Annotated in this window: 27 protein-coding genes; 14 read left to right on the top strand and 13 right to left on the bottom strand. The window is 67.0% G+C overall.

The window, feature by feature from the left end; all coding sequences use genetic code 11:
- Positions 1-32 precede the first annotated feature (32 nt).
- Complete coding sequence (locus tag B1818_RS15940) at positions 33-743, bottom strand: histidine phosphatase family protein (protein WP_078113282.1); 711 nt, start codon at positions 741-743, stop codon at positions 33-35.
- 83 nt (positions 744-826) lie between these two features.
- Between B1818_RS15940 and B1818_RS15935 the strand changes: the two genes are divergently transcribed.
- Positions 827-1,243 carry a VOC family protein gene (locus tag B1818_RS15935; protein WP_078113281.1) on the top strand — a complete coding sequence of 139 codons (417 nt, stop codon included), beginning with the start codon at positions 827-829 and terminating at the stop codon, positions 1,241-1,243.
- 25 nt (positions 1,244-1,268) lie between these two features.
- Here B1818_RS15935 and B1818_RS15930 read toward each other — a convergent pair whose 3' ends face one another.
- Positions 1,269-2,345, bottom strand: a complete 1,077-nt coding sequence (locus B1818_RS15930; RefSeq protein ID WP_078113280.1) for a sigma-70 family RNA polymerase sigma factor — start codon at positions 2,343-2,345, stop codon at positions 1,269-1,271.
- 678 nt (positions 2,346-3,023) lie between these two features.
- On the opposite strand from B1818_RS15930, the gene B1818_RS15925 reads away from it, so the two are divergent.
- Positions 3,024-4,187: an ROK family protein gene (locus B1818_RS15925; RefSeq protein WP_058252323.1), complete on the top strand. Its 1,164-nt coding sequence runs from the start codon at positions 3,024-3,026 to the stop codon at positions 4,185-4,187.
- Between the two features lie 36 nt (positions 4,188-4,223).
- Here B1818_RS15925 and B1818_RS15920 read toward each other — a convergent pair whose 3' ends face one another.
- Entirely contained in the window at positions 4,224-5,069 is an 846-nt protein-coding gene (locus tag B1818_RS15920) for an ABC transporter permease (RefSeq protein ID WP_058252273.1), read from the bottom strand.
- Entirely contained in the window at positions 5,069-6,103 is a 1,035-nt protein-coding gene (locus B1818_RS15915; protein ID WP_078113279.1) for an ATP-binding cassette domain-containing protein, read from the bottom strand. Before B1818_RS15915 ends, B1818_RS15920 begins: the two co-directional genes overlap by 1 nt.
- Positions 6,104-6,384: 281 nt before the next feature.
- On the opposite strand from B1818_RS15915, the gene B1818_RS15910 reads away from it, so the two are divergent.
- Genes B1818_RS15910 through B1818_RS15895 form a run of 4 tightly spaced genes read left to right on the top strand, consistent with a single transcriptional unit; the run spans position 6,385 to position 9,447 of the window.
- Entirely contained in the window at positions 6,385-6,786 is a 402-nt protein-coding gene (locus B1818_RS15910; protein ID WP_078113278.1) for a molybdopterin-binding protein, read from the top strand.
- The gene (gene modA, locus B1818_RS15905; RefSeq protein ID WP_078113277.1) at positions 6,783-7,550 is read left to right on the top strand and encodes a molybdate ABC transporter substrate-binding protein; all 768 of its coding nucleotides are present in this window, start codon (positions 6,783-6,785) and stop codon (positions 7,548-7,550) included. Before B1818_RS15910 ends, modA begins: the two co-directional genes overlap by 4 nt.
- The gene (locus B1818_RS15900; protein WP_217700287.1) at positions 7,547-8,362 is read left to right on the top strand and encodes an ABC transporter permease; all 816 of its coding nucleotides are present in this window, start codon (positions 7,547-7,549) and stop codon (positions 8,360-8,362) included. Before modA ends, B1818_RS15900 begins: the two co-directional genes overlap by 4 nt.
- A complete protein-coding gene (locus B1818_RS15895; protein ID WP_078113275.1) occupies positions 8,359-9,447 on the top strand; it encodes a sulfate/molybdate ABC transporter ATP-binding protein in 1,089 nt (362 codons plus the stop codon). The genes B1818_RS15900 and B1818_RS15895 overlap by 4 nt, the downstream gene beginning before the upstream one ends.
- Before the next feature lie 419 nt (positions 9,448-9,866).
- Here B1818_RS15895 and B1818_RS15890 read toward each other — a convergent pair whose 3' ends face one another.
- From B1818_RS15890 to B1818_RS15865, 6 genes are all read right to left on the bottom strand, one after another.
- On the bottom strand, positions 9,867-10,400 hold the full coding sequence (locus B1818_RS15890; protein ID WP_078113274.1) for an acetyltransferase: 534 nt from the start codon (positions 10,398-10,400) through the stop codon (positions 9,867-9,869).
- A gap of 191 nt (positions 10,401-10,591) precedes the next feature.
- Positions 10,592-11,548 (bottom strand): hypothetical protein, encoded by a 957-nt coding sequence (locus B1818_RS15885; protein ID WP_254859714.1) that lies wholly within the window; start codon positions 11,546-11,548, stop codon positions 10,592-10,594.
- Positions 11,549-11,761: 213 nt separating this feature from the next.
- On the bottom strand, positions 11,762-12,082 hold the full coding sequence (locus B1818_RS15880) for a hypothetical protein (RefSeq protein ID WP_254859712.1): 321 nt from the start codon (positions 12,080-12,082) through the stop codon (positions 11,762-11,764).
- 249 nt (positions 12,083-12,331) lie between these two features.
- Positions 12,332-13,255, bottom strand: coding sequence for an adenylate/guanylate cyclase domain-containing protein (locus B1818_RS15875; RefSeq protein WP_065630310.1), 924 nt, complete (start codon positions 13,253-13,255; stop codon positions 12,332-12,334).
- A gap of 65 nt (positions 13,256-13,320) precedes the next feature.
- On the bottom strand, positions 13,321-13,938 hold the full coding sequence (locus B1818_RS15870; protein WP_058252265.1) for a TetR/AcrR family transcriptional regulator: 618 nt from the start codon (positions 13,936-13,938) through the stop codon (positions 13,321-13,323).
- A gap of 93 nt (positions 13,939-14,031) precedes the next feature.
- Positions 14,032-15,204 (bottom strand): TetR/AcrR family transcriptional regulator, encoded by a 1,173-nt coding sequence (locus B1818_RS15865; protein ID WP_078113304.1) that lies wholly within the window; start codon positions 15,202-15,204, stop codon positions 14,032-14,034.
- A gap of 129 nt (positions 15,205-15,333) precedes the next feature.
- Here B1818_RS15865 and B1818_RS15860 point away from each other — a divergent pair, with 129 nt between their 5' ends.
- Positions 15,334-16,545, top strand: a complete 1,212-nt coding sequence (locus tag B1818_RS15860) for an acetyl-CoA C-acetyltransferase (RefSeq protein WP_058252264.1) — start codon at positions 15,334-15,336, stop codon at positions 16,543-16,545.
- Between the two features lie 111 nt (positions 16,546-16,656).
- Positions 16,657-18,858, top strand: a complete 2,202-nt coding sequence (locus B1818_RS15855; RefSeq protein ID WP_078113272.1) for a 3-hydroxyacyl-CoA dehydrogenase NAD-binding domain-containing protein — start codon at positions 16,657-16,659, stop codon at positions 18,856-18,858.
- Between the two features lie 150 nt (positions 18,859-19,008).
- Here the strand turns inward: B1818_RS15855 and B1818_RS15850 are convergent, their stop codons facing one another.
- Positions 19,009-19,683: a slipin family protein gene (locus tag B1818_RS15850; protein WP_078113271.1), complete on the bottom strand. Its 675-nt coding sequence runs from the start codon at positions 19,681-19,683 to the stop codon at positions 19,009-19,011.
- Between the two features lie 544 nt (positions 19,684-20,227).
- On the opposite strand from B1818_RS15850, the gene B1818_RS15840 reads away from it, so the two are divergent.
- Positions 20,228-20,398 (top strand): hypothetical protein, encoded by a 171-nt coding sequence (locus B1818_RS15840; RefSeq protein WP_165629180.1) that lies wholly within the window; start codon positions 20,228-20,230, stop codon positions 20,396-20,398.
- Between the two features lie 33 nt (positions 20,399-20,431).
- Here B1818_RS15840 and B1818_RS15835 read toward each other — a convergent pair whose 3' ends face one another.
- Both B1818_RS15835 and B1818_RS15830 read right to left on the bottom strand, forming a co-directional pair.
- Positions 20,432-21,289 (bottom strand): alpha/beta fold hydrolase, encoded by an 858-nt coding sequence (locus B1818_RS15835; RefSeq protein ID WP_078113268.1) that lies wholly within the window; start codon positions 21,287-21,289, stop codon positions 20,432-20,434.
- A gap of 22 nt (positions 21,290-21,311) precedes the next feature.
- Positions 21,312-21,644, bottom strand: a complete 333-nt coding sequence (locus B1818_RS15830; protein WP_058252260.1) for a helix-turn-helix transcriptional regulator — start codon at positions 21,642-21,644, stop codon at positions 21,312-21,314.
- 95 nt (positions 21,645-21,739) lie between these two features.
- Here B1818_RS15830 and B1818_RS15825 point away from each other — a divergent pair, with 95 nt between their 5' ends.
- The 5 genes from B1818_RS15825 to B1818_RS15805 all read left to right on the top strand — a co-directional run bounded on the left by B1818_RS15825 (position 21,740) and on the right by B1818_RS15805 (position 26,747).
- On the top strand, positions 21,740-23,371 hold the full coding sequence (locus tag B1818_RS15825; RefSeq protein ID WP_078113267.1) for an ABC transporter substrate-binding protein: 1,632 nt from the start codon (positions 21,740-21,742) through the stop codon (positions 23,369-23,371).
- A 211-nt stretch (positions 23,372-23,582) separates the two neighbouring features.
- A complete protein-coding gene (locus B1818_RS15820) occupies positions 23,583-24,512 on the top strand; it encodes an ABC transporter permease (RefSeq protein WP_231742441.1) in 930 nt (309 codons plus the stop codon).
- 95 nt (positions 24,513-24,607) lie between these two features.
- Positions 24,608-25,375, top strand: coding sequence for an ABC transporter permease (locus B1818_RS15815; protein ID WP_231742449.1), 768 nt, complete (start codon positions 24,608-24,610; stop codon positions 25,373-25,375).
- Positions 25,372-26,133, top strand: a complete 762-nt coding sequence (locus B1818_RS15810) for an ATP-binding cassette domain-containing protein (protein ID WP_058252318.1) — start codon at positions 25,372-25,374, stop codon at positions 26,131-26,133. The genes B1818_RS15815 and B1818_RS15810 overlap by 4 nt, the downstream gene beginning before the upstream one ends.
- The gene (locus B1818_RS15805) at positions 26,130-26,747 is read left to right on the top strand and encodes an ABC transporter ATP-binding protein (protein WP_058252257.1); all 618 of its coding nucleotides are present in this window, start codon (positions 26,130-26,132) and stop codon (positions 26,745-26,747) included. The genes B1818_RS15810 and B1818_RS15805 overlap by 4 nt, the downstream gene beginning before the upstream one ends.
- Positions 26,748-26,795: the final 48 nt, after the last annotated feature.

The raw sequence follows: 26,795 nt of genomic DNA, 5'->3' as shown, positions 1-26,795 counted from the left end.
CCTGAGGTGTGAGCGGAGCGAGCCTCGAAGGGTCACCGGAAGGTCGCGATCCCGCCGTCGCGGTCGGAGAGGTGACCGTGCTCGTTGAACGACACCACCGAGACGCCACTGCGGCCGACGATCAGTTTGCTGATCGACGCGTTGACCATCGTGCGGGCCATCGCCGGCCAGGTCTCGTCGGGGATGCCCCACAACTGGGCGATCCACTGGGTGATGGTGCCGGCCGAGGACACCACGAGCACCGTCTGACCCGACCCGGCGAGCTCGGTGGCGCGGGCGGCCGCGTCGGAGACGCGCGCCTTGAACTGGGGGTAGCTCTCGGCGGGGCCGCCGTCGAGGCCAGGAGCTGCGTCGTGCTCGCCGGCCGCTATCCAGGCCGCGAGCCCCTTGTCGAGCTGTTCCTGGTAGCTGCGACCGTCGCGATACATCTCCGGCGTGGCCTCGCCGACCAGTGCGGGCAGTGAGTACTCGTTCCACCCCGGGTCGACGTGCGGCTGAGGTCGACCGGTGTCGAAAGCCCCCAGCACGCCGCTCAGCGTCTGCTGCTGGCGCGGGAGGTCGCCACTGGCGGCTGCGGTGAAGGTGCCGATCTGCCCGGCGAGGAATCCACCGGACAGCGCGGCCTGTGTGGCCCCGGCCGTGGTGAGACCGCCGGGTCCGTTGCTCAGATCGACGGTGGCGTCGGCGATGCCATACGCCAATGCGTTCGCCTGACCATGACGAACCAGATAGATCACACCCATTCCTGCACCCTATGTCGGCTTCGATGAGTTCGAGGCGTCGGGCCGGTCAGTATCAGCGACCCCGAGATGTCTGGAGTGCGCCCGTGACGCCGATGCTGTTCGTCAACCTGCCCGTCGTAGACGTCGCGCGGTCTCGTCGGTTCTTCGGATCGCTCGGCTTCCACTTCGACGAGATCTTCTGCGATGCCGGGAGCGCGTGCATGATGATCAACGACTCGGCGATGGTCGTGCTCATGCAGCGACGACGATTCGCCGGCTACGCGGCCACCGCAGTCGCCGACCCACTGCAGGGCCGCGAGTCGTTGCTGGCCATCTCCGCTGACAGCCGCGCACACGCCGACCGGCTCGCCGAAGCGGCACTCGGTTGCGGCGGCCGGGAACTCCGCGCAGCCGAGGACCTGGGCTTCATGTACTGCCGCAGTTTCTGTGACCCGGACGGTCATGCCTGGGAGATCGTGTGGATGGACCCCTCGCAGATCCCGCAGACCGCTGACGACTGATCGGCGCCGCGCGAACCGGACGGTCTCAGTGCCAGGGGCTCGGCGACGTGCGTGCCGGTGCGTCGTACGGGGTCGCCGGCAGACCGAAGCGTGCGAAATCGCTCTCCATGTCGTCGCTGAAGAAGGCGACGACATGGCTGACCTTGGCTGTCTGCGGGTCGATCTCGAGCACCTGGAGCTGGAACGGTCGGTGGACGCCGTCCGGTTCGCGCATGTACAGCCCGTAGGCCGGCTGCCCGTTGGCTGTCGTGGGCAGCATGATCTGATCGCCCGCCTTCTCGGCCGGACAGTTGCAACGGATGAGGGTTCCGATGTTCTCCGCGCCTTGGTACCAGCCGGTGAAGGGCGGCATCTCCCAGATCGCCTTGTCGGTGAAGAGCTCCACCATCGCGTCGACGTCGTAGCGTTCGAAGGCCGACACGTAGCGGGCCAGCAGCTCGCGCTTGGCGGCGTCGTCGAGTGTCGTCGCGGCGTCGACTCCGACCGAATCCTGCTGCGGGCGTGCGGTCTTGACCTGCTCGCGGGCCCGCTGCAGCAAACTGTTCACGGTGGCGGTGGTGACACCGATGGTGTCGGCGACCTCGGCGGCGCGCCACTGCAGCACGTCGCGGAGGACGAGGACTGCGCGCTGCCGTTCGGGTAGATGCTGCAGTGCCGCGATGAACGCCAGCCGTACCGACTCGCGGGCGCCGACCACGTACGCGGGGTCCGCGTCGTCGCCGGGCGCGATCTCGTCGGCCGTGCCGGCATACGGCTCGAGCCAGGGCACCTCGTGGTTCTGCAGCAGGTCGTCGGTCGGGTCGAAGGCGTCGCCACCGAGGCCGGAGGGGAGGGGGCGTCGTTGTGAACTCTGCAGAGCGGTCAGACACGTGTTGGTAGCGATCTTGTGCAACCACGTGCGCACGGACGCCCGATGGTCGAACTTCCCGTAGCCCTTCCATGCGCGGAGGAAGGTCTCCTGGGCTAGATCCTCGGCGTCGTGGTGGGACCCCGTCATCCGGTAGCAGTGCGCGATGATCTCGCGGCGGAACGGCTCGCTGACCTCGAGAAACTCGGTGTCGGTCGCGACGCTGGACTCAGCCGCGGGGCTGGTTGTGGTCATGCTCACAATTTACCGGGGTGCACCGACAGGCTCGACCCGAGTGGCCAAGCCGACCACGGTCCGCTTCTCCATCGGTTCGCAGGTCGAGCGACCGGACGCCGGACGAGTTCGGATCAGGCTGAGTGCAACCCCTGTCCGCGTCGCGCCACGGGCCTATTCTCGCCGGTGGACGCGTGTGCGACCGGTCGTCGGTGCCCGTGACCAGGGGTGGGACGGGCTTGCCGGTACGGGGCCGCGTTGCTAGCTTGATCCGCATGACAAGTGCCGACCACAGGCTCACGGAGGTCACCTACGTGACCACCGCGCTGGGCTGTCGTCTGCCGCTTGCACGCGTTCTCTGTTGTAGTCGTCGAATGCGCTGACCGACCCCCGCCGAGTCAATCTCCTCCCCGGGGCGTCGCTTCTCGAGTCTCTTCTCAGAGCACCAGCTTCCGGCTTCCGCCCCGCGATGCGCGGGGTCTTTCGACGAGGACGATCATGACCGCCACACTGCCCGAACTCTCCACCCGTACTTTGCGCAACGCCCCCGCCTCTCCTGTCCGGCGTCAGCCGGTCACCCGCGCGGTGCGTCGTGCTCCTCAGGGCACGCGCCAGCCCGTACCGTTGACTTCCGTACCGCCGACTCGGACCCCGGGTCCGGTCGCCGACCGACGCGGACCAGTGAAGGGGGACCAGCGGGTGCACGTCGCAACGCCGCGCCTGGAGTTGTCGACCAAACCCGCGGCGCTCGTCCTCCGGGCCGCCCGGTTGTCCGGCCCGCTGTTCCGCGACGATGCGGCCGAGCGCACCGGGCTCAGCATCTCCACGGTCAATCGCCAGGTCAGTGCGCTGTTGAAGGCGGGATTGATCCGCGAACGGGCCGACCTTGCGCCCTCGGGCGCCATCGGGCGGCCGCGGTTGCCCTTCGAGGTCAACATCTCCGAGTTCCTCACCCTCGGTATCCACATCGGATACAAGGTCACCGCGATCACCACCCATGACCTGCTGCATCGCGTCGTCGGGGCCATCCAGATCCCTACCCCGCATGCCGATTCACCGGAAGAAGCACTCACCGCCATCGGTGTCAGCGCACGGCGTTTCGCCGAGCGCTGGACGGGCCGGCGGGTGCTGTGGGTCGGTGTCGCGCTCGGTGGGCGCGTGGCCGACGGCGGGATCGTCGACCATCCCCGGCTCGGCTGGGAGGGCGCACAGGTCGGCCGGACGATCGCCGAGGCCGTCGGACTGCCGGTGTCGGTTGCGTCCCACGTCGAGGCCATGGCAGCCGCCGAACTCGTGCTCAACCCCGACGACCAGCAGTCGAGCTTCCTGTACTTCTACGCGCGCGAGATGCTCGGCATCGCGTTCAGCGTCGGCGGGACCGTGCACACGCCGACCGCGGGACCGCCGGTGATCGGTCACTTCCCGACCGGATCGACCACGTTGCTCGACCCGAACCGGACGGGGCGCCTGGAGCCCGCGGTGAGCGACACCGGTGTCGTGGAAGCTGCACGCGCACTCGGCCTCTCGGTAGCCGATGTGGAAGATGTCCACGCCCTGGCCCGCAGCGGTGACCTCACGGCACGTCGTCTGCTCGAAGAGCGGGCGGAGGTGCTCGGACGTACGGTCGGGCTGATCGCCGACATCTTCAATCCCGATCACATCATCCTCGGCGGACAGGCGTTCACCGATTACGCGGCCGGCCTGCCGACGGTCGCGAAGGCCGTGCGCAAGACCTCGATCGTGAGCAAACGGGATGTGCGCGTGTCACATTCGGGAGCGACCGTGCAGCAGCAGGCCGCCGGCGCGGTGTCTCTCGACGCGATATACAGCGACCCGCTGCAAGCAATCACGTTGACTGCCTGAGCGGGTCGCGTCGACGAACCTCGGTCGGGTGGTGGTCTAATCCGAGGTTCGCTTGTTGTAGGCGCGCAGCGCGAACGGCGCGAAGATGAGCGTCAGCGCGACCGTCCAGATCAGGGTGGCGAGGACCGGATATTGCAGCGGGAGAGCCGCATCCGGACCGAATGCCGGGCCGTTACCCCACAGCACACGCAATGCCTGGACCAGTGACGACATCGGGTTCCATTCGGCGATCGTCCGGAGCCAGGTGGGCATCGGCTCGGTCGGGACGAACGCGTTCGACAGGAACGTGATCGGGAACAGGACCGAGAACATGAAGCCGTTGACGGCCTCGACCGTCCGCAGCCACGAACCGATGAGGATGCCGAACCAGATCATCGCGAAGCCGAAGAGCAGGAGCAGCGCGAATGCGAGGACCGCCTCACCGAACGAGCCCCGGATCCGCCAGCCGATGGCCAGGCCGGTCACGGCCATGACGACGATGCCGATCGAACTGTGGAGCAGGCTGGCGATACTGCGTCCGATCAACACCGACGACCGTTGGATGGGCAGTGACCGGAACCGGTCGATGATGCCCTTCTCAAGGTCGGCGGTGATGCCCGTGGACACGATGAACGCGGTGAACACGATCGTCTGACCCATGATGCCCGGGAGCAGGAACTCCTTGTACGACGCCGAGTCGGTCTGGATCGACGCGCCGAACACGTACGCGAACAGCAGCACGAACATGATCGGCTGAATGGTCACGTCGGAGAGCATCTCCGGCATTCGTTTGGTGTGGATCATGTTGCGCTTCACCATGATCCAGGCCTGTTGCCAGATCGTGGTGGGGTGGATCCGCGGCTTGTCCGCGACCACAGCGTGGGTCTGTGCCGTGGTGGTCATCAGGAACGCTCCTCGTCGGTGGTGTTGTCGGTGTCGTCGGTGTTGCTCGACTCCTCGGCGCGGTGGCCGGTGAGGGAGAGGAAGACGTCGTCGAGGCTCGGCCGGGAGAGTCCGAAGTCGTCGACGGAGATGCCACTCTCGTCGAACCAGGCGGCGACGCGGGGCAGGTCGCCCAGGCCGGCTGCGGCTGTCGTGAGCCGGCGGGCCGCCACGTCGACGAACACCTCCGCCCCGTTCTTGCGCAACAGCGACTCGGCGGTCGTCAGGTCGTCGGCGTGCGAGACGGTCAGCACCAGGCTGGCCGAACCTGCCTGCTCCTTGAGCTGCAGTGACGTGCCGTGCGCGATGATGGTGCCCTTGTCGATGACGACGATGTCGTCGGCGAGTTGGTCGGCCTCCTCGAGATACTGCGTGGTGAGCAGCAACGTGGTTCCGTCGGCGACCAGATCGCGCAGGACGTCCCAGAGTTCGGAACGGCTGCGCGGGTCGAGGCCGGTGGTCGGCTCGTCGAGGAAGAGCACCGGTGGCGTGGCCAGCAGGCTGACCGCGAGGTCGAGTCGGCGGCGCATTCCGCCGGAGTAGGACTTGACCTGTTTGTCACCGGCCTCCGAGAGGGAGAACTGCTCGAGGAGTTCCTCCGATCGACGTGCGAGGGTCTTGCGTCCGATGCCGTACAGACCGCCGATCATGCGGAGGTTCTCGCGGCCGGTCAGGATCTCGTCGACCGTGGCCGCCTGGCCGGTGAGGCCCATGTTCTGGCGGACCATCCCGGGCTGTTCCCGCACGTCGTAGCCGGCGATGCGGGCTGTCCCGCTCGTGGGCGGCGACAGGGTGGTCATCATTCGGACGGTGGTGGTCTTGCCGGCGCCGTTGGGGCCCAGCAGGCCGAGCACGGAACCCCGCGGCACGGTGAAACTGACGCCGTCGACCGCCGTGAAATCGCCGAAGCGTTTCACCAGGTCGACGGCCTCGATGGCGACATCGGCCGTCGCGACTTCTCCCGGCGCGGTGGTGGGAACTGTGACTGAGCTCATGTTTCTCCACGGTATAGAGGGGGTGTGACAGCCGCGACCGAATTACGTGGCGCGCGGGTGACGTCAGGGAACAATTCAGGGCATGTTCGGGGTGTGGCGATCTCGTACTCGAAGTCAGACCGTCTGCCCGCACCGAATTCATCGGTTGCGGGGCTGCGAATCCGACGGTCGGACCGAAACCGAGCGTAAGACTCCAAGTTGAGTTGAAGTCAACCCTTTTGAGATCCGTTTCTGCGGATGCCGAAGACCGATATCTCCGCATCTGCGGATAAGATGGCGTCGTGACCGCTATTCGGATCAAAGACGCAGCCACTCTGCTCGGCGTCAGTGACGACACGGTTCGACGATGGGTGGCCACCGGCGTCTTGGAACAGTCCGATGGCGGACCGGTCGCCACCGTTGATGGCGCACGGCTCGCCGCGCTGGCCCGCGAGCGCGCGGTGGCACCGGACGACGGGGCATCGGTCGGACGCTCGGCGCGTAATCGGTTCACAGGTCTGGTGACCGACGTGCGCACCGATGTGGTCATGGCCCAGGTGACCCTGCAGTGCGGTCCGTTCGAGGTGACGTCGTTGATGAGTGCGGACGCAGTTCACGAACTCGATCTACGGCCCGACGTCGTGGCCACGGCCGTCGTCAAGGCGACGACCGTGATCGTCGAGACCAACAAGGAGATCAGATGACAAGGCTCACCGTCGCGATCGCCGCCGCCGGACTCCTGTTGGTGGCCGGATGCTCGTCCGCGGGCAGCACGGGCTCCGGGTCCGGCGACTCCGCGGTCTCGACGACGCTCGATGTCTCGGCGGCAGCGTCGTTGAAGAAGACGTTCACGGCGATCGCCGCCGAGTTCGAAGAACAGCACGACGGTGTCACCGTGCGACTGTCCTTCGACGGGTCGTCGACCCTGGCCAACCAGATCCTGCAGGGCGCCCCGGCCGACGTGTTCGCGAGTGCGGACGAGGAGAACATGGGCAAACTCGGTGACGATGCCGCCGGGGCGAAGACCTTCGCGACCAACACGCTGGCGATCGTCACCGCACCGGGGAATCCCCTCGGTATCAGGTCCTTCGCCGACCTGAACAAGCCCGACGTGACGACGGTCGTGTGTCAGTCGGCTCAACCGTGCGGCGCCGCGACCGAGACCGTCGAGCGCAACACCGGTGTCACCATCGACGCCGCCTCGGAAGAACAGTCGGTGAGCGCGGTGCTGACCAAGGTGACGACCGGCCAAGCGGATGCGGGCGTGGTGTATGTGACCGACGCGCGCGGAGCCGGCGACAAGGTGGACACCGTGACCGATCCGGCATTCGCCGCCGTGGTCAACTCCTATCCGATCGCGGCCCTCGCCGGCGCCGGGGATGGCGAACTCGCCACGCAGTTCGTCGACCTCGTCCTGGGCGCGGACGGTCAGCGCATCCTGCGCGACGCCGGGTTCGGGGCGCCTTGAGCACGGTCCTTCGTTCCCGACGGGACCCGGCGGGGTTGCCCGGTTGGACGTACGGCTTGGCACTGGTCGGCGTCGTGTTGATCGTGCTACCTCCGCTGGCGCTGCTCTTCCGTTCGCCGTGGGGCACCTTCGTCGATCAGATCTCGTCGCCCTCGTCGCTCGACGCGCTACGGCTGTCACTGATCACCGCCGCGTGCAGCACCGTCATCTGCCTGATGGTCGGGGTGCCGATGGCACTGGTGTTCGCGCGATACGACGGTCCGGTGATCCGGGTGCTCCGCGCACTCGTGTTGTTGCCCTTGGTCTTACCGCCCGTGGTCGGTGGTCTTGCCCTGCTGTACACCTTCGGCCGGCTCGGGGTCGTCGGTGAACATCTGCATGCGGTCGGCATCGACATCGCTTTCACGACAACGGCGGTCGTACTGGCGCAGAGTTTCGTCGCACTGCCCTTCCTCGTGATCAGCGTCGAGGGCGCGGTGCGCGTCGTCGGGACGCGATACGAGGAGGTCGCCGCGACCCTGGGTGCGGGGCCGACTCGGACGCTCTGGCGGGTCACGCTCCCGTTGGTCCTGCCGTCTCTGTTCGCGGGTCTCGTGCTCGCGTTCGCGCGGGCGCTGGGCGAGTTCGGTGCGACGATCACGTTCGCCGGCAACGCGCCCGGGGTGACCCAGACCGCGCCACTTGCGATCTATGTGTCGGCCATCGACGACCCACAGGCCGCGATCCCGTTGTCGCTCATCCTGGTTGTCGTATCCCTGATCGTGGTCGTCGGAGTGCACAGCCGCCGTTCGCGCGTCGGGGGTGGTTTGTGACCGGCGCGGATCTGGAGGTGTTCATCGACCTCGAGGTGCCCGCGTTGCGCGTCGAGCACCGGTTCGCCGCGGGCGCGACCACTGCGGTCGTCGGGCCCAACGGCGCCGGCAAGTCGACGGTGCTGCGCGCGATCGCCGGACTGGTGCGCGGCGACGATCGGTCCCGGATAGTGCTCGGCGACAGGGTGTTCTGTGACTCGACGACCTTCGTGCCGCCCAGCCGGCGCGGAATCGCATTACTGTCGCAGGACGCGCGCCTGTTCCCGCATCTGACGGTCGCCGACAACGTGGCGTTCGCGCCCTCGGCGCAGCGACTCGGGAGGTCCGAGATCAGGGCACGAGTGGAACGCTGGCTGACGGCAACGGAGGTCACCGACCTCGCCGACCGTAAACCGCACCAGCTCTCCGGCGGCCAGTCGCAGCGGGTTGCCATCGCCCGAGCGCTGGCGGCGCAGCCGCGAATCCTGCTGCTGGATGAACCGTTTCGGGCCCTGGACGTCGACGTCGCGAGCCGATTGCGAGCGCTGTTGCGCACACTTCTCGCCGATCGGGACCGCACGACGATCATGGTCACCCACGACCCGGTGGACGCCCTCGGGTTGGCCGACGACATCCTGGTCCTCGAGGACGGTCGCGTCGTCGAATCCGGTTCGACGCGTGCGGTTCTGGCACGGCCCACCAGTCGTTTCGCGGCGTCGCTGTCCGGGCTCAACCTGTTCGTGGGACGCATGGACGCGGGCGACGCCGTCGTCGACGCCTCCGGCAATCGGGTCGTCGGCGGTGTCGAGGTCGATGGACCCTCACCGGGGGCCGGGGCAGCGGCCACGTTCTCGCCGCGCGCCGTCGCCGTCTATCTCGAAGCGCCGCATGGCAGTCCGCGTACGACGCTGGCCGCGACCGTCCGTGACGTCGCGCCCCGGGGTGACCACGCCGTGATGACCGCCGAGGTGGGCGAGCAGATGGTCGCCGCCGAGGTGACCTGGGCGGCGGTCGCCGACCTCGGACTCGTCACCGGACTAGCGGTCTACCTGGTGGTCAAGGCGAGCGAGGTGCGGATCAGCGGCGTAGGGCCCGGTTCGCTGTGACCGGCGAACCTCAACTCGACCGGCAGACTTCGATCGAGGTCTGGGGGTCGAGTTGAGGTCTGGGGGTGGGGTGGGGTTCGGGAACGCGACGCTACGACAATCCTCCGCCGACAACGAGTCCGAGCGCGAAAGTGGCGGCGGACGGTATACAGGCGAGCTCGAACTTGAGCGTGTCGATGATCGAATCCGAGAGGTACGTCCGATATCGACGGCCAGGCGGGGAGTGCACCGCGCTCCACGAAGCGGAGGTCGACGATGCTCGATGGCGAGGCCGGTATCTGCGCCGGTGGCTCCGGGACGAGACCTGCAGCCGACGCCAGTTCGTCATCTCGACATCAGGTAGCCGACGAGCAAGCCGACCAGGAACAGCGCGATCGGGTACGTGACGAACATCGAGAATCGACCACTGAAGTAGGTCTTCATATCCCGCCACTTGTTCGGCTCGTGGTTTTCTGCAGCCAACGTGTTTCCATTTCTGTGATCTCCGATTCGGTGCTATCCCACGCCGACTCGGAGGTGGTTGCGGTGAAGATCGCCAGCATGGAATTGCCCTGTGCGGTGGGATAGGCGAGCTGAGCTCGACGAACTCGGAGATCGAACCCTCCCGTCCGGTATGTGCCGTCGTCGACACACAGGTATCCATCGAGATCGACAGTGTGATCGAGGACGACTGACTGCTCCAGTGCGGAGATGTCGAGGGTGGTGTCGATTTCGGAGAGTCGAACGACTTCGCACTGGCCGAGATCGAAGTACTGGATGACCACGTTCGACGCGAAGGCAGGTATCGGACTCTCCGAGCGTAGGAGGACACGGCTCGCCATCGACTTGTGTGCCTCGTCGCTGTCCAGGTCGTACCAGGCCGCGGGCGGAAGAAAATCCAGCGCCGGCGTGGACTCTCGGAGGGTCGCCGTACTGCCGAGATTCACGATCGCGTATTCGATGGCAGAGATCATCGACGGCCTCAGGAGAATATGTTGATACTCGTGAACACACCCACGCCGAATGCCGAGGCAGATGGCAACACCACCAAGAAGTTCCTGGTGTAGGTCTCCAGGCCGCCGAGCCAGTAGCCGAACCCGCGTGGGAATGACTCTGCTCGGTGCCGAGGTGCGTGTCGGCGGCTAGGGGAGTTTTGAGCCTGCATTTAGTCGAACCTACCTTTCACCCATTTGCCGAAACTTGCGCCATAGTGACTTCCGAGTGCAGCGCCGATCCCCGCTCCGACGGCAGTTCCTACGGGGCCCGCGAATGATCCGATGGCCGCACCCGCCAAGGCGCCGCCAACATACCCGCCACCTACTGCGCCGACGACGGCCGCTGTGGCGTCGCCGCCGTCCTGTTCGTCACGGGCGTACTTGAGTCCTTCGTCCACAACGGTGTACCCGATCCCGGCCCAGAATGCGCCCCGAGCCAGGTTTCTACCGACTGAGTTCAACCGCGCGACATCGTCTGCACTCATCCCGGCTTGCCCCACGGACCGTCGTTGTCTCGCGTACGCATTCTCAATATCTGACCCGCGCCGCTCCAAAGCACCGAGGGCGCCAGTTACAGCGGCGCTCCTGGGGTCCATGCCCGCAAGTCCCAAGGCGTTGAGGACGTACTGGAGGCGTGATGGCTCCAGGTCCGAGGGTTGCCCGGCCTTCAACTTCTCCAACTGCTCCGGGGTCAGATTCATCGCGCGAAGAAATCGCCCACGCTGCTCCGGAGTGGCCGTGCCATTGCGTACAGCGGCCGCATCACTTGCTGCGAGGCTCGAATCGACGATCCCGCGGTTGACCGCATTCGCAGCGGGTGTCATGCCGCCGAGTTCACCGAGCGCGGAGTTGATCGCGTCTCGGGTTGCAGTCACGGCGTTGTCGGCGGCGGTGCCGAGACCGAGCAGAGCCGAGTGGTGCTCGAAAGCCTTTCCTGCGTCGAACTCCGCATCGTCGGGGGCTCGAGACTTGTCGAAGTTGACCGTGTATTCGCGGCTTCCACGATCGAGGATGTAACCGTCGGAGTCGGCAAGGGTGGTTCGGGTCTCGAGAGCCTTCATCGCGTCGCGGATGCTGCTCTGTCCGTTGGTGAGTACGAAAGCCAAATCACCGAACTCATCGGCCACACCGCGAATCCACCGGGTGAGGCCCTCGGCGCGATCATCGGCAGGACCTCGAGCCATCCCGGTCCACTGAGCACGCGTCAGGTTGAGAACGGGTTCTCCGGCCTTTGGTGCCTCGACCTCCAGATGTGCCTGCAGTCGAGTGATCCCATTCGCGATCGACGTCATGACCTCGGGGTTCCAGGACATGACGTCGTCATAGCTGGGCGGCACGACCTATTGGACCGACAGCAGAACGCTGAGCGGGACCACGTGGTCGGTCTGCTGTCCTTGCCGTGCGGGATACGCCGTGGCGTCCTTGATCGTGCTCGCACTCGCCTGATCGGTCTCGACGGTGGTGTCTTTGGCACCGAGCACCAGTTCGGAGAACGAGGAAACCGTGCCGGACACATTGGCCAGCGCGGATGCGATCCGTTCGTCCGCACCCGCCGCCACCGCGGACATATCGCTCGAAGCCCCGCGGAACTGTCCGGCGAGCTGGCTGAAGGTCGCTGTCGTACCGTCCAGTCCGGCATGAGCGGTGAGCTCCAGTGCCATCAGACGGGATGCGCACCTCGAGATCTCTGTCGCTGACGCCCCGACAGCCGCTGGATCGACGACCAAGTCAGACAAAACTGCCCCTTTGCTTTCGCGAACCACCATAAATGTTCGCCGATGACGATAGTCGGGCAGTGCGCAAACAGCTCGTCACCATCCACAGCCATGAGTCGCTCTGACCGGCGAACCTCAACTCGACCGATGGACTTCGATCGAAGTCCATCGGTCGAAATGAGGTTCGCCAGTGGGTCAGTCGTTCAGCGGCCCGTCGCGGTGTGCTTCGAGGACACGGGCCTTGAGGTGCTTGTACCCCCGAACGCGCAGTGTCGGTATCGATTTGAGGTAGAAGCGGTCATCACCGCCGAGCTGATCGGCGATCGCGTCGTCGATGAGTGTGGTTCCGGGACGGGCGGATCCGGCGAGGCGGGAAGCGATGTTCACCGGCTCGCCGAAGACGTCTCCGAGCCGGGCGAGGACGGAGCCGCGCGCCATGCCGACACGCAACGGCGGAAGACTGTCGTCCGTGGAGAGCTGATGGATCTCGAGCGCGGCACTCGCGGCGGCGGGTGCGTCGTCGAAGGTGAACATCACCGCGTCGCCGAGCGTCTTGATGACGCGACCACCATGATCCACGACCACGTCGAAGGTGTCGTCCTCGAACGAACCGAGCAGGGACTCCAGGTCATTCAGATCGATACGCCGGGAAAGGCTTGTGTAACCAACGATGTCGGCGAATCCGACGATCAGGTCGATCTCCTCGTCGTCGGAGTGATCGGTGTGACGCTCGATCGCCTGCGCCATGTGCCGACGCCAGATGAGTTGCTGGATCTGGCCGAGCGCGAGGCTCATCTGGTCGAAGTCCCACGGCACCGCGGGGTCGTCGACGATGTCACGCAGCAGGTCGGCCTCCCACTCCGCGAGTCGGGACATCGTCTGTCCGATTGCCCGGGCCATCGCGATCTGGCTGGTCTCCGGCATCGCCGCCGAAGAGGATGCGAACATCCGGAGCGCGGCGAGGTCGCGATCGGAGAAAACCTTGTCCGAGGACGGTTGACGCACGAAACCGAATGCATTCCAAGCTTTCTCGGCGAAATCAGCGGACAGTCCGAGTTCGGCGACCAGTTCGTCGCGAGTGTAGCGGGGGCGGTCCCGCGCTTCCGAGGCGTCGTTCATCCGATCCGAGTCCCATCTCCGGCGTCGGCTCAGCATAGCGGGCAGACCGGTCCGGCAGGGTCGGTCTAACGCGCGGAGAGCATCCGCATCGTCGCGTCCGATACCGTGCGGATCACGTCGTTGAGAGACAACGGGCCACCCGGGCGGTACCAGCGCCACACACTCCCCAGGACGCCCAGTACGAGACGCGCCTGGAGCATGGCGTCCCCGTCGACGAAATCGCCGGCGTCCATTCCACGCTTGATCAGGTGTGCCCAGTTGCTCTCGATCTCGGCGACCAGTTCGCGCGACCGGACGCGTTCGGCCTCTTCTCCGTCCGACCGGCGAGGAGTACCCAGGATGACAATCTGGTTCTGGACTATTCGTCGCTGCAGCACGTCGACGGTTTCCCCGCGCAGCGATGACGCAACTGCTGAGCCGAAGGCTTCAACCGGGTCAGGAATACCGGCGGTCCCTGCTCGGAATCGCTCGATCGAATCGGCGAGCTGGATGCGCATGATGGTCAGAAGACAGTGTGCCTTCGACTCGAAATAGTGGTAGAGCGCGGTCTGTCCGATGCCGACCTCGTCGGCGATCGATGCCCACTTCGTGTGTTCGTAACCGACTGTGCCGAAGTGTTCTGTCGCGACGGTCAAAATCTGCGCGCGCTTGGATCCGGAACCGTCATCCACAGCTACCGACATCGTGCCCCCTCTCTCGTGCCGGACGTTACAACGTGGACAGCGTCGGTTCATCTGAGCCGCGGCACGAATCAGCGCACTCCGCGTCGGCGCGGATCAGAGCGCGAGCACGCCCTTCATGAGGTACGCCATCCGCGCGGCGAACTGCGGACTCTTCGAGCCGCGTCGCATGCGCACGGCGTCGTTGACGATCGAGAGCGCCGCGTGCACGGCGACCGCGCCTTGATCGCGCTTGATCTCCGGATCGACTTGCATGAGCAGATCCACCCAGCGCGCCACATAACGTCGCTGCACGTCGACGAGATCGGTGGCGCTCGCTTGTCCGGCGAGCGCGGGGGAGTTGTTGAAGCTCACCGACAGATCCGGGGTGCTGGTGATCACGTCGACATACGAATCGACGAGCGAGGCAAGCAATTTCGCGGGGTCCGAGGTGGCGCCGTAGGCCGCCATCACCCCCGCCTCCAGGCGCGCGCCGCTACGCTGTCCGATGGCGACGAGGATGGCCAGCTTCGACGGGAAATGTTTGTAGACACTGGGACCCGCGATGCCGACGGCGCCGCCGATCTCGTCGACGCCGACATCGGTGTAGCCGCGGTCGGCGAACAACTCGGCTGCGGCGTCGAGGATCTCGTCACGCCGCGAACCGGGCACGGAGGTGACCGTCGGCGACGTCGCGAACGGCGGTGCCGCAGCGGGGCTCAGGGCGAGAATTCGGCGGATGAGCTTCTCGATCTCGTCACGTGCACGCGCCCCGGACATGCGGGTGTGGTGCACGGTGAGGCTGCCGCTGACGCTCAATACCGCCCACGCCAACTGCACGGCCTCACGGTCGGTCAGATCCGTGCGCCGGGCGGCGAGCGCCGACGCCCAGTGGCCGATCACCTCGCGGGTGCGGACTGCCACCAGTTTGTTCTGTTCGGTGGTGAGGTAGTTGCTGGTCCATCGCCACAGCGATGCCGCTTGGGGACGCTGGACGGCCAGGTCGCAGACCGTCGAGATCAGCGAGTTCGCGTCGACGCCGTCGGCGAGCGCCCGGTCGGTGCAGGACTCGAGATCGTCGACGCCGGCCAGGACCGCCGCGGCCAGCAGCGACTGCTTGTCGTCGAAATGCCGGTACACCGACGGCGCGGTGACCCCCGCCGAGCGCGCGATGTCGGCCAGCGAGACCTGCGCATACCCACGCTGGAGGAAGAGCGCGGCCGCGGAGTCGACGAGCTGTCGTTTGCGGTCGGCGCCCCTGGTGCGGGTGGCGGGTTTGCGGTCAGGCATGGTGAACAGACCATAGCGCACATTCGACAGAACGCCAGACCTCTTGACCACCGGGTATAGCCAAACTAGTTATTCCGCGTTAGCCTCGGTGGGTAACCAACCAGTGGTTCGTGTGAAAGGAACACTTTCGTGCCTGATCAAGCATTCATCTACGAGGCGATCCGTACGCCTCGTGGCAAGCAGCGCGGCGGTTCGCTGCACAGCGTGAAGCCGGTCGACCTGGTCTCCGGTCTCATCAACGAGGTCCTGTCGCGTCACGGCGGCCTCGATCCGGCCGACGTCAACGACGTCATCCTCGGTGTCGTCTCCCCGGTCGGCGAGCAGGGCGCGGTCATCTCGCGCACCGCCGCCCTCAACAGCGGTCTCCCCGAGACCGTCCCGGGAACCCAGATCAACCGCTTCTGCGCCTCGGGTCTGGAGGCCGTCAACCTGGCCTCGGCCAAGGTCGCCTCCGGCTTCGACGACCTGGTTCTCGCCGGTGGCGTCGAGTCGATGTCGCGCGTCCCGATGGGCAGCGACGGCGGTGCGCTGTTCACCGACCCGGCCACCGCATACGACCACTACATCGTCCCGCAAGGCATCGGTGCCGACCTGATCGCCACCATCGAGGGCTTCTCGCGCGAGGATGTCGACGCCTACGCGGCCGAGTCGCAGGCTCGTGCCGAAAAGGCATGGAACAGCGGCTACTTCACCAAGTCCGTGGTTCCGGTCAAGGACATCAACGGCGTCACCGTCCTCGATCACGACGAGCACCGTCGTCCCGGCAGCACCGTCGAGAGCCTCGGCAAGCTGAAGGCCGCCTTCGCCGCCCTGGCCGACATGGCCGGCTTCGACGACGTGGCACTGCAGAAGTACCCGAGCGTCGAGAAGATCAACCACGTCCACACCGGCGGCAACAGCTCCGGCATCGTCGACGGTTCGGGCCTCGTGCTCGTCGGCAGCGAGGAGGCGGGCAAGCGCAACGGCCTGACCCCGCGCGCCCGCGTCGTGTCCTTCGCCGAGATCGGCAGCGAGCCCACCATCATGCTCACCGGCCCGACTCCGGCCACCGAGCTGGCTCTGAAGAAGGCCGGCCTGACGGTTGACGACATCGACGTGTTCGAGCTGAACGAGGCCTTCGCCTCGGTCGTCATGAAGTGGATGAAGGATCTGAAGATCCCGCACGAGAAGGTCAACGTGAACGGCGGCGCGATCGCCATGGGTCACCCGCTCGGTGCCACCGGCGCGATGATCTACGGCACCTGCCTCGACGAGCTCGAGCGCACCGGCGGCCGCTACGGCCTGATCACCCTCTGTATCGGTGGCGGCATGGGCGTCGCGACCGTCATCGAGCGTCTCTGACCCTTCGAGGCTCGCTTCGCTCGCTCCTCAGGGGGCGACGGGCGCGTCGCTTCGCTCGCTCCTCAGGGGGCAGCGATGACCACTTCACGAGAAAGAACTCTGCGAATCACCATGAGTGACAACATGATCAACTGGGAGAAGGACGCCGATGGCGTCGTCATCCTGACCATGGACGACCCCAACCAGGGCGCCAACACGATGAACGCGCTGTACCAGGAGTCGATGGCCGCGACCGTCGATCGCCTGGAGGCCGAGAAGGACGACATCACCGGTGTCGTCCTCACCTCCGCGAAGAAGACCTTCTTCGCCGGCGGCGACCTCAAGGACATGACGAGCGATCGCAGCGGTGTCTCCAAGGAGGAGATCGCCACGCAGATCACCGAGACCACCAACGCCATGAAGAAGGTGCTGCGTCGTCTCGAGACCCTGGGCAAGCCGGTCGTCGCGGCCATCAACGGTGCCGCACTCGGCGGCGGCCTGGAGATCGCGCTGCACACCCACTACCGCATCGCCGCGGACGTCAAGGGTGTTCAGATCGGCCTGCCCGAGGCGACCCTCGGCCTGCTGCCCGGCGGCGGTGGCGTCGTGCGTACCGTCCGTCTGCTCGGTATCCAGAACGCCCTCATGGGTGTCCTGCTTCAGGGCCAGCGCTTCAACCCGACCAAGGCCAAGGAGACCGGCCTGGTCAACGAGGTCGTCGGCTCCATCGAGGAACTGATCCCCGCCGCGAAGGCATGGATCAAGGAGAACCCCGAGGCTCAGCAGCCGTTCGACGTCAAGGGTTACAAGATCCCGGGCGGTGCCCCCACCAACCCGGCGTTCGCCGCGAACCTCCCGGCTCTGCCGGCATTGCTGCGCAAGCAGATCAAGGGCGCCAACATGCCGGCTCCGCGCGCCATCCTGGCCGCCGCGGTCGAGGGCGCCTACGTCGACGTCGACACCGCCGACATCATCGAGACCCGCTACTTCGTCTCGCTGGTCACCGGCCAGGTCGCGCAGAACATGATCAAGGCGTTCTTCTTCGACCTGCAGCACATCAACGGCGGCGGCTCGCGCCCCGAGGGTTACGACAAGTTCACCGCCAAGAAGGTCGGCGTCATCGGCGCCGGAATGATGGGCGCGGCAATCGCTTACGTGTCGGCGAAGGCCGGCATCGAGGTCGTCCTCAAGGACATCGACCTCGACGCCGCCAAGCGTGGCAAGGGCTACTCGGAGAAGCTCGAGGAGAAGGCTCTCGCCAAGGGCAAGACCACCCAGGAGAAGAGCGACGCGCTGCTCGCCCGTATCCACCCGACCGTCGATGCCGCCGACTTCAAGGGCGTCGACCTCGTCATCGAGGCCGCCTTCGAGTCGGTCGAGGTCAAGCACAAGGTGTTCCAGGAGATCGAGGACATCGTCGAGCCCGACGCCGTCCTGGGTTCCAACACCTCGACGCTGCCGATCACCATCCTCGCCGAGGGTGTGAAGCGTTCCGAGGACTTCATCGGAATCCACTTCTTCTCGCCGGTCGACAAGATGCCGCTGGTCGAGATCATCAAGGGTGAGAAGACCTCGGATGCCGTGCTGGCCAAGGTCATCGACTACACGCTGGCGATCCGCAAGACCCCGATCGTCGTCAACGACAGCCGTGGCTTCTTCACCAGCCGCGTCATCGGCACCTTCGTCAACGAGGCCATCGCGGCCGTCGGCGAGGGCGTCGAGCCGGCGTTCATCGAGCATGCGGGCACCCAGGCCGGCTACCCGGCCGCGCCGCTGCAGCTCATGGACGAGCTGACCCTGACCCTGCCGCAGAAGATCCGCAAGGAGACCGAGGCAGCGGCCAAGGCCGAGGGCAAGGAATTTCCGCAGCACGGCTCGAACGCGGTCGTCGACTGGATGGTCGAGAACGGCCGCACCGCCAAGAAGGACGGCAAGGGCTTCTACGACTACGACGAGAACGGCAAGCGCACCCAGCTCTGGCCGGGTCTGCATGAGCACTTCAAGTCGGGCACCACGGAGATCCCGCTCGAGGACATGAAGGAGCGCATGCTCTTCGCCGAGTCCCTCGAGACCGTCAAGTGCTTCGACGAAGGTGTGCTCACCTCGGTCGAGGACGCCAACATCGGTTCGATCTTCGGCATCGGCTTCCCGGCCTGGACCGGTGGTGTCATCCAGTACATCAACGGTTACGAGGGTGGCGTGCCCGGCTTCGTCGCGCGTGCCAAGGAACTCGCGGGCAAGTACGGCAAGCACTTCGAGCCGCCGGCCTCGCTGGTCGAGAAGGCCGAGCAGGGTGTCACCAAGCTGACCAACGAAAACCTCGCTGCGAAGTAGGGATTTCGCTGGGTGACCAGCAGACAACAAGGGCCCCGGCCGGATTCGTTCCGGCCGGGGCCTTGTTGTGCCAAAACCGTTCCCGCGTGGCCATTTCCATCCCGCTGATCTGATCCGATCAGCGGGACGGAGACGGGACCGCGGGAAGGCTCAGTCCTCGGTCGCCACCTCGGCACCGCCGACGCTGAGGACGACGCGGGCGCCATACGGCACCGACTCGACGAGGCGCAGCTGGGCCAGTGCCGGGTGGGCATCGAGCAACCGGCCCGCGTTGGCCAGCGCGCGCAGCGCGGCGGTCTCCGCGCGTGCCGCCTCGAGCTTGGCCTGACCGCGGGTCTTCGCCGTGATCACCTCGAGGGCCGCGGTGCGGACCTCGGCCGGGACGATGACGTCGCGACAGACGACCTCGAGAACCTCCAGACCGACGGTGCCGGCTACCTCGGCAGCCGCGGCGCGGATCGGCGTGACGTCGACGGTGTCGCCGCGACGGATGAGGTCGTCCGAACCCACGCCGGCGCAGACCTCGCGCAGCGCGACCTGCGCGGCCAGGTAGACCGCGCCGATCGGGTCGGCAGACCGCTCGACGAAGGCTACCGCGTCGATCACGCAGGCGCGCAACGTCATCGAGACACGGACCGACATGGAGTCGGCGGTGAGTATCTCCTGCGGCGCGACGGGGATCAGTCGCTCGCGCAGGTCGACGTCGAACGTGGCGTCAGGCTTGCGCACACGGTGGCGGCCGGCGGGCAGTGCCTGGACGGCAGTACCCCGGTAGGCCAGCACGGTGTGGCCCGGCGGGACGGTGATTCGGTTGTGGAACAGCATGGCGATCCTCCTTCCGTTGCGTCGCAATGCTTGTCGGGTCGGGTGTGGGTTCGGATGGCGACACCGCTCGCGGGTGGACCAGCCGGTGGGGTTCGCCGCGGAGTCGCGGACGACTCGGACGACGACCACAAGACCGGCCCGGCCCGTGCTCCCGGGAGCGGTGCCGTGTCAGGACTCGAACCTGCTCGGGATGTATCCCACTTGCCATCTGAAGGCGGACGAGGATTCCGACGCGCAGAAACACTTTGCGGTACCCCGCTCCGGTCTGCTGGTCCTCGTGCCGAACGGGAACTATGCCAGCGTCGTGCGCTGGGGCGCAACGGAATAACGGCGAGTGCGGGGGTGACCCTTCGTGATGCGCCCTCCGCAAGCTCCGGGCGCTCCTCAGCTCAGGGAGCGGAGGGATCGCGGGCCCGACCGCTTACTCGGGGCGCATCCTCGGCGTCGGCCCCTGGGTAGGTCGTCACGCGCCCGGATGCAACGGAATGTCGGCCGTCACGAATCCCGATGGAACCGATGGGCGCCGAGGCACGTCCAACTGTTCGTGATCCCGATACCCACCGATCGTTCCGGCCTGATCCTGCGCGAGCACGCCGTGCGTGCCGGATTCTCCGAAGCCGACCTCGACGAGGCGGTGACCCGCGATCACCTGGTGTGTCTGGGTCCTGGCGTGTTCGCCATTGCGGTCGGGTACCTGTTGTGGTCGCGGGGGTGACGACGCCCGGCGGCGCGACTCGACCACAAGCAATCATCGGGCGAGGAAGGCTCCCACCGTCGCCTCGAAGGCGGCCTTCGCCTCGATCATCACCCAGTGTCCGCATCTCGGGAAGATGTGCAGCTCGGCGTCGGGGATCAGGCGCATCGGGACCATCGCCATGTCGGGTGGGCTGACGCGGTCGTCGCGGCCCCAGGTCAGCAGCGTCGGGCAGGCGACTTTGTGCATCGACGCCCAGTACGGCGGGTTGTCGGACGCGGCCATGAACTGCTGCTGCATCTCGAATGCCGCTGAGCCGTACATCATCTGCGCGGTTTTCTGCGCGTCGGGATTGATCGCCGCCTCCCAGCGCTCGGCGATGAGCTCCTCGGTGACCAGGGAGCGATCGAAGACCATCGAGTTCAGCCAGCGGACCAATTTGTCCTTGTCCGGGGCGTCGGTGAACTCCTGCAGCAACCGCAGGCCCTCGCTGGGGCTGGGGCTGAACACATTCGGGCCGACGCCGCCGATGGTCACGAGCTTCTCGACACGCTCGGGCTTCTTGATAGCGAAGTTGACGCCGACGACGCCGCCCATCGAGTTGCCGATCATCGCGGCCTTGTCGATGCCGAGCGCGTCCATGAACCGGATGACCGAACCGCCGGCGGTGAGCACCGGGTGGCCCTCGACGGCGTCGCTCACCCCGAAGCCGGGGAACTCGAGAACGAAACAGTGGTGCGTCTGAGCGAAGTGTCCGAGGTTCCCGCGGTAGTTGCGCCAGCCGGTCACGCCGGGGCCGGACCCGTGCAACAGGATCAACGGCGGCGCGTCGGCGTCACCGGCCTCGTGGTAGCGCAGCGTGCCCTGGTCGGTCGTCAGTTCCCGTTTGGTCGCATCGAAGGTGACATCCACGTCGACCAGACTAGAACGTGTTCTAATCCGTTGTCACCGGGTGGGCGTGATCCGGCCGATCCGCTGAGGTCAGATGCCCGACCCCGATGATGTCGTGCAGGATGCGGTGCACGATCGCGTCGCCGACGACCTCGTAGTGGACCGCCCGTCCGGATTTCTCCGAGCGGACCCACCCCTGGTCGCGCAGCTTGCGGATCGACTGCGACGCGGCGTTCTCGGTGACGCCGATGCGGGAGGCCAGTTCGGCGACCGTGGAACCCGGGCGCGCGTGCATCTCGGCGACGAGACGGAGCCGGTTCGGGTCGCTGAGCAGCATGAACCGCGCGGCCCAGGAATCCGCGTCGAAATCGGTCATCGGGCCTCCTGATGGTTCCGGCGACATAGCAATAGTTGTACGCCGATCGTTCACCGCCCTGTCGGGTGGCGGCAAACGTGTGTCTGGGAGAACATATGTCTGTGCGCACAGGTGTTGGGAGAACGACGTCGACGATCCGCGGGATCGCCATCGCAGGCGCGGCCGCGCTGATCGCGACCGCCGCGCTCGCCGGCTGTTCCTCGTCGGATGGGACAACGGCGACAGATCAGATCGTCCTCGGCGAAGGTCAGGACCTCGGCGACTTCAACCCCATGCTCGGGTATGGACAACTCGGCGTCTCGCCGATCTACGACGGTTTGCTGAGCCCGGCGGCCGACGGTGACGACCGGGTGCCCGATCTTGTGGCATCGCTCGCCGAGTCGGAGCCCGAACGAGTCGGGCCGCGCACCTGGCGGGTACCGCTGCGATCGGGTGTGACGTTCTCCGATGGCACCGCGTTCGACTCCGCCGACGTCGTGGCGACGTACGGCGCGGTCGTCGATCCGCAGGTCGCGTCCGACATCTCGACCGATTTCGCCCCGATCGTCGCGATCGAAGCAGATGGGCCGCAGGCCGTCACGGTGCGGATGAACACCGAGGCCGACCCGTCGCCGTATCTGCTCCTCGGGATCGTGCCCTCGGAGAAGGTGGAAGCGAAGCCTGCCGCCGAGTGGGCGCTGAACACGGCACCGGTCGGTACGGGCGCCTACGTACTGGACTCGCTCGAACCCGATCAGGCCGTCCTTGTGGCGCGTGAGGGCTACTGGGGTGAGCAGCCGTCGGTGACACGCCTGGTGTATTCCCATGTGCCCGATGACAACACACGGGCACAGCGCATCACCACCGGCGAGATCGACGGCGCCAATCTGCCACCCCGAGCGGCCGAGAGCCTGGCCGGCCGCGACGGTATCGACGTCGTCGCGGTGAAATCCGCTGACTGGCGCGGTGTCTCGTTGCCCAGCGCCAACGCGTTCACCGCCGACCCCGCCGCACGACGGGCGATGAACCTGGGTGTGGACCGGCGCGCCGTCGTCGACGACGTCCTGATCGGCAAAGGAGAAGCGGCCAGCACGCCGATCGCGTCGGTCTACGGTGAGGAGGTCTACGACCAGGGCGCGCAGTTCCCGTTCGACACCGACGCGGCTGCGGCGGCCCTCGATGCCGCGGGATGGCGCATCGGCGACGACGGCGTCCGCGCTCGAGGCGCCGATCGTGCGTCGTTCCCGCTGCTCTACAACGCCGAGGACACGCTGCGGCGCGACCTCGCGGTGGCGTTCGCGGCGCAGATGAAGGCCATCGGGGTCGAAGTCCTGACCCGGGGAACGTCGTGGGACGAGATCGAGACGAAGATGACCTCCGCCGGTGTGTTGCTCGGTGGCGGGGCGACGCCGTACAGCATCGACTCCCAGGTGTACGACACCCTGCACATCCGCGTGCCCGATTCCTCGCCGTACTCCAACCCGGGCAACTTCACCGCGCCTGGACTCGACGCGCTGCTCGACGAGGCACGCGAGAGTGCGCCCGGCCCCGAGAACGATGCCCGGTACAAGCGGATCCAGCAGATCTACGAGCAGCAGCCGTCGTATGTCTTCCTGGCCTTCCTGCACCACACGTACGCATCGCGAAGCGCGGGCTGGCAGCATGACGCCCCGATTCTCGAACCGCACTCGCACGGCGTCTCGTGGGGGCCGTGGTGGAACATGCCGTCGTGGCGTCAGCAGGGGTGACCCCGTCGGGTGGGCCCCGCCCGAGCGGAACCTCATGACACGGTCAGGCACACGGGATGCGGCGCTGCTGGGGACGGGTGTAACCGCAGCGGCCGGAGCCCGACGCCCGGATGTGGCGAAGACACCCGGGAAACCGCTGGGCGAGAGGCCATCGCGTCGCCGCTCGCGGGTGCGGGCTGTCGGCCGGCTGCTGGCGCGTCGTGTCGCGCTGATGGTTCCCACGGCAATCCTGGTGTCGCTGGGCATCTTCGCCATCGCCGCGGCGTCGCCCTTCGACCCCCTGACCGCCCATCTCGGTGACAACTACCAGTCCGCTACCCAGTCTCAGCGCGACGCGGTCACGGCCGCCTACGACCTCGACCAGCACTGGCTGCAGGCGTGGTGGAACTGGTGGGGCGCACTGCTGCACGGCGATCTGGGCTGGTCGTCGACACGAGGTCAGCCCGTCGCCGACGTCATCGCCGAGCGCTGGCCGTTCACGCTCGGGATGTCACTCGCGGCGCTCGTGTCGGCGGCGGTGATCGCTGTCCTGGGCGGGGCTGTCATCGGGATGCGCCGGGGCGGAATCCTCGATCGCGCGTGCACGGCAACGGCCGCACTCCTCGCCGCGACCCCGCCCTTCGTGGTGTCGCTCGTCCTGGTCAGCGTGTTCGCGGTAGGTCTGGGGTGGTTGCCCACCTCGGGCGCCCGTCGTCCCGGCGACGACTATTCGCTCGACGGTCTGCTGACCCACGCGGTCCTGCCGTACGTCGCGCTGACGTTGTCGATGATCCCGTGGTTGCTGCTCACCATGAGATCCGCGGTCGTCGACGCCGCGGCATCCGACGCCGTGAACGGCGCTCGCGCGCGCGGTGTCAGTGGCTGGGCACTGCTGCGAGGCCACGTTGTTCCGGTGTCGGTGCTGCCGACGCTGGCACTCCTCGGCACTCGCCTGCCGGAATTGATCGCCGGGGCGGCCATCGTCGAAACGGTGTTCGGCTGGCCGGGTCTGGCGCAGTCACTCGTGGATTCCGCTGTCGCGCTCGATTTCTCGTTACTTGCCGCGTTGGCGGTGGGATCAGCTCTGCTCGTACTGCTCGGCTCCGCGCTCTCCGATGCGGCCGCGGTGTGGGTGGACCCACGGATCGGCATGGTCGCATGACGGCATTGGCGGCGCATCAGCATTCCGCATCGGGCCGCCGCGCCGAGTTCGCGTTCCGACTACGGTTCCTCGCCCCCTGGATCGTGATCGCGGTGATGGTCCTCGTCGCAGTCGGCTGGCCGCTGATCGCCGGTGAACAGACCGCCGATTTCGCGAGGTCCCTCCAGGCTCCCGGTGGCGAGTCGCTGCTCGGCACCGACCACTCGGGGTACGACCTCGGGGTCAGAACAGCGGAGGGGCTGCGCATCTCGTTGCTGATCGCAGCTGCCTGCGCGGTTCTCGCGACTGCGCTCGGACTGATGATCGGCATCGGTTCGGTCACCGCGGGCGGTTGGGTCGACGCGATCGTGATGCGGGTCGTCGACGGCGTCAACGCACTTCCGCACCTCGTGGTGGGCGTGGTCATCGCGGCGATGTGGCGGGGTGAGCCGGTCGCGATCATCGCCTCCATCGCGTTGACGCATTGGCCTGCGGTGGCTCGCGTCGTGCGGGCCGAACTGCTCGAGGTCACCTCTGCCGGATGGGTGGAGGCGTCGCGGCTTGCCGGGGCGTCGCGGACATTCGTGGCCACCCGGCACCTCCTCCCGGCCGTCAGCGGTCAGGTGCTGGTGGCGATGACCGTGCTGCTGCCGCACGCGGTGTGGCATGAGACGACCCTGTCGTTCCTGGGCGTCGGCCTCTCACCCGATGCCGCGAGTCTGGGCACCCTTCTCGGACAGGCACGCGGCGACGTCCTGACCGGTGCGTGGTGGACGCTGGTGGTGCCAGGAGTCGCACTGATGGTCACCGCGCTGGCGTGCGCGGCCGCGGCGTCGACTCTGCGCAGGGCCACCCTGCCGCCGGCCGGCGGGGTGTGGCGATGAGTATCGCGGTCGAGAACATCACCGTCGACATCGCCATCCGTGACCGCTGGCGCCGGTCGTTGGTGCGGGTCCTCGACGCGGTGACCCTCGAGGTACCCGCCGGATCGATGACCGCGCTCGTGGGCGAGTCCGGTTGCGGAAAATCGATGATCGCCTCCGTGCTGACCGGACTCCTGCCTCCCGGGTCGACCGCGAGCGGAAGTCTGCGGATCGACGACGAGCAGTTCCGCGACGACGCGCTGGTCGACGACCCGCGCTGGCGCAGGTTGCGTGGGCACCGCATCGGGTTCGTCCCGCAGTCCGCCGCGACATCCTTCACTCCGGTGCGCACGATCGGCGCCCAGCTCGACGAGGTCATCGGCGTCCTGGGCGGCACGTCCGATGCCGTCGAGTTGTGCCGGCGCGTACACCTCGACCCCGATGCACTCCGGTCGTATCCCCACGAACTGTCCGGCGGTATGGCACAGCGCGCCGCAATCGCGGTGGCGCTGGCCGGAAACCCGGACATGATCGTCGCCGACGAGCCGACCTCGGCGCTCGACTCGGAGCTCGCCGCCTCCGTCTGGGAACTCCTCGCCTCCGCCGCTCGGGAAGGCGCTGCGGTCCTGGTCATCACACACGACGTCGAGACGATGCGGCTCGGGTGCGATTCGGTGGCCGTCATGCGTGCGGGGCGGATTGTCGAGCAGCGCCGGCTCGATCAGATCGCGGACTCCGACGACGCCTATGTCGCCGGATTCTTCGAGGCTGCGTCGTGAACACCGGCGAGCTCCTCGTCGGTACGGGGTTGAGCGCTCACTTCGATGACACGGTCGTGTTCGACGGCCTCGACGTCGCCGTCGGACCCGGGGCGGTGACCGGGGTCGTCGGACGATCGGGGAGCGGCAAGACGACGCTGCTGCGCATCCTCGCGGGTCTCACCGCCCCCGCGGGCGGGACGGTCGAGTGGCGCGGGGACCGCCGGCGGCCCGGGGATGTCGGTCTGCTGGCCCAGCATCCGCGCCTGGTCACCAATCCGCGCTGGACACTGCGCCGGATCGTCGCCGAACCCGCGACAATTGCCGGACGTACCTGCGACATCGAGTCGGTGGCAACCCGGGTCGGTCTCGACAGTTCGCTGCTCGACCGTTACCCCGCGCAGGTGAGCGACGGCCAGTTGCAGCGGGCATGCATCGGGCGGCTCGTGGTGCAGGGGCCGCGGATCGTGCTGTGCGACGAACCGACCGCGATGCTGGACCCCATGGCGACGCGCTCGGTGACGGCGCTGCTCGACGACCTCGTCGCCGACGGGGCAGGGCTGCTGCTGGTGAGCCACGACCGACGGCTCGTGGAATCCCGCAGCCGGGACGTCATCGACCTCGATCTGCGCTGACGGTCCGGCCGGCGTGCGGGTCGCCTTGTGGCTTCGACTCGGCGCCTC

The organism is Gordonia sp. IITR100 (assembly GCF_002009645.1).
GTDB lineage: Bacteria > Actinomycetota > Actinomycetes > Mycobacteriales > Mycobacteriaceae > Gordonia > Gordonia hongkongensis.
This window is presented reverse-complemented; position numbering and strand designations above follow the sequence as displayed.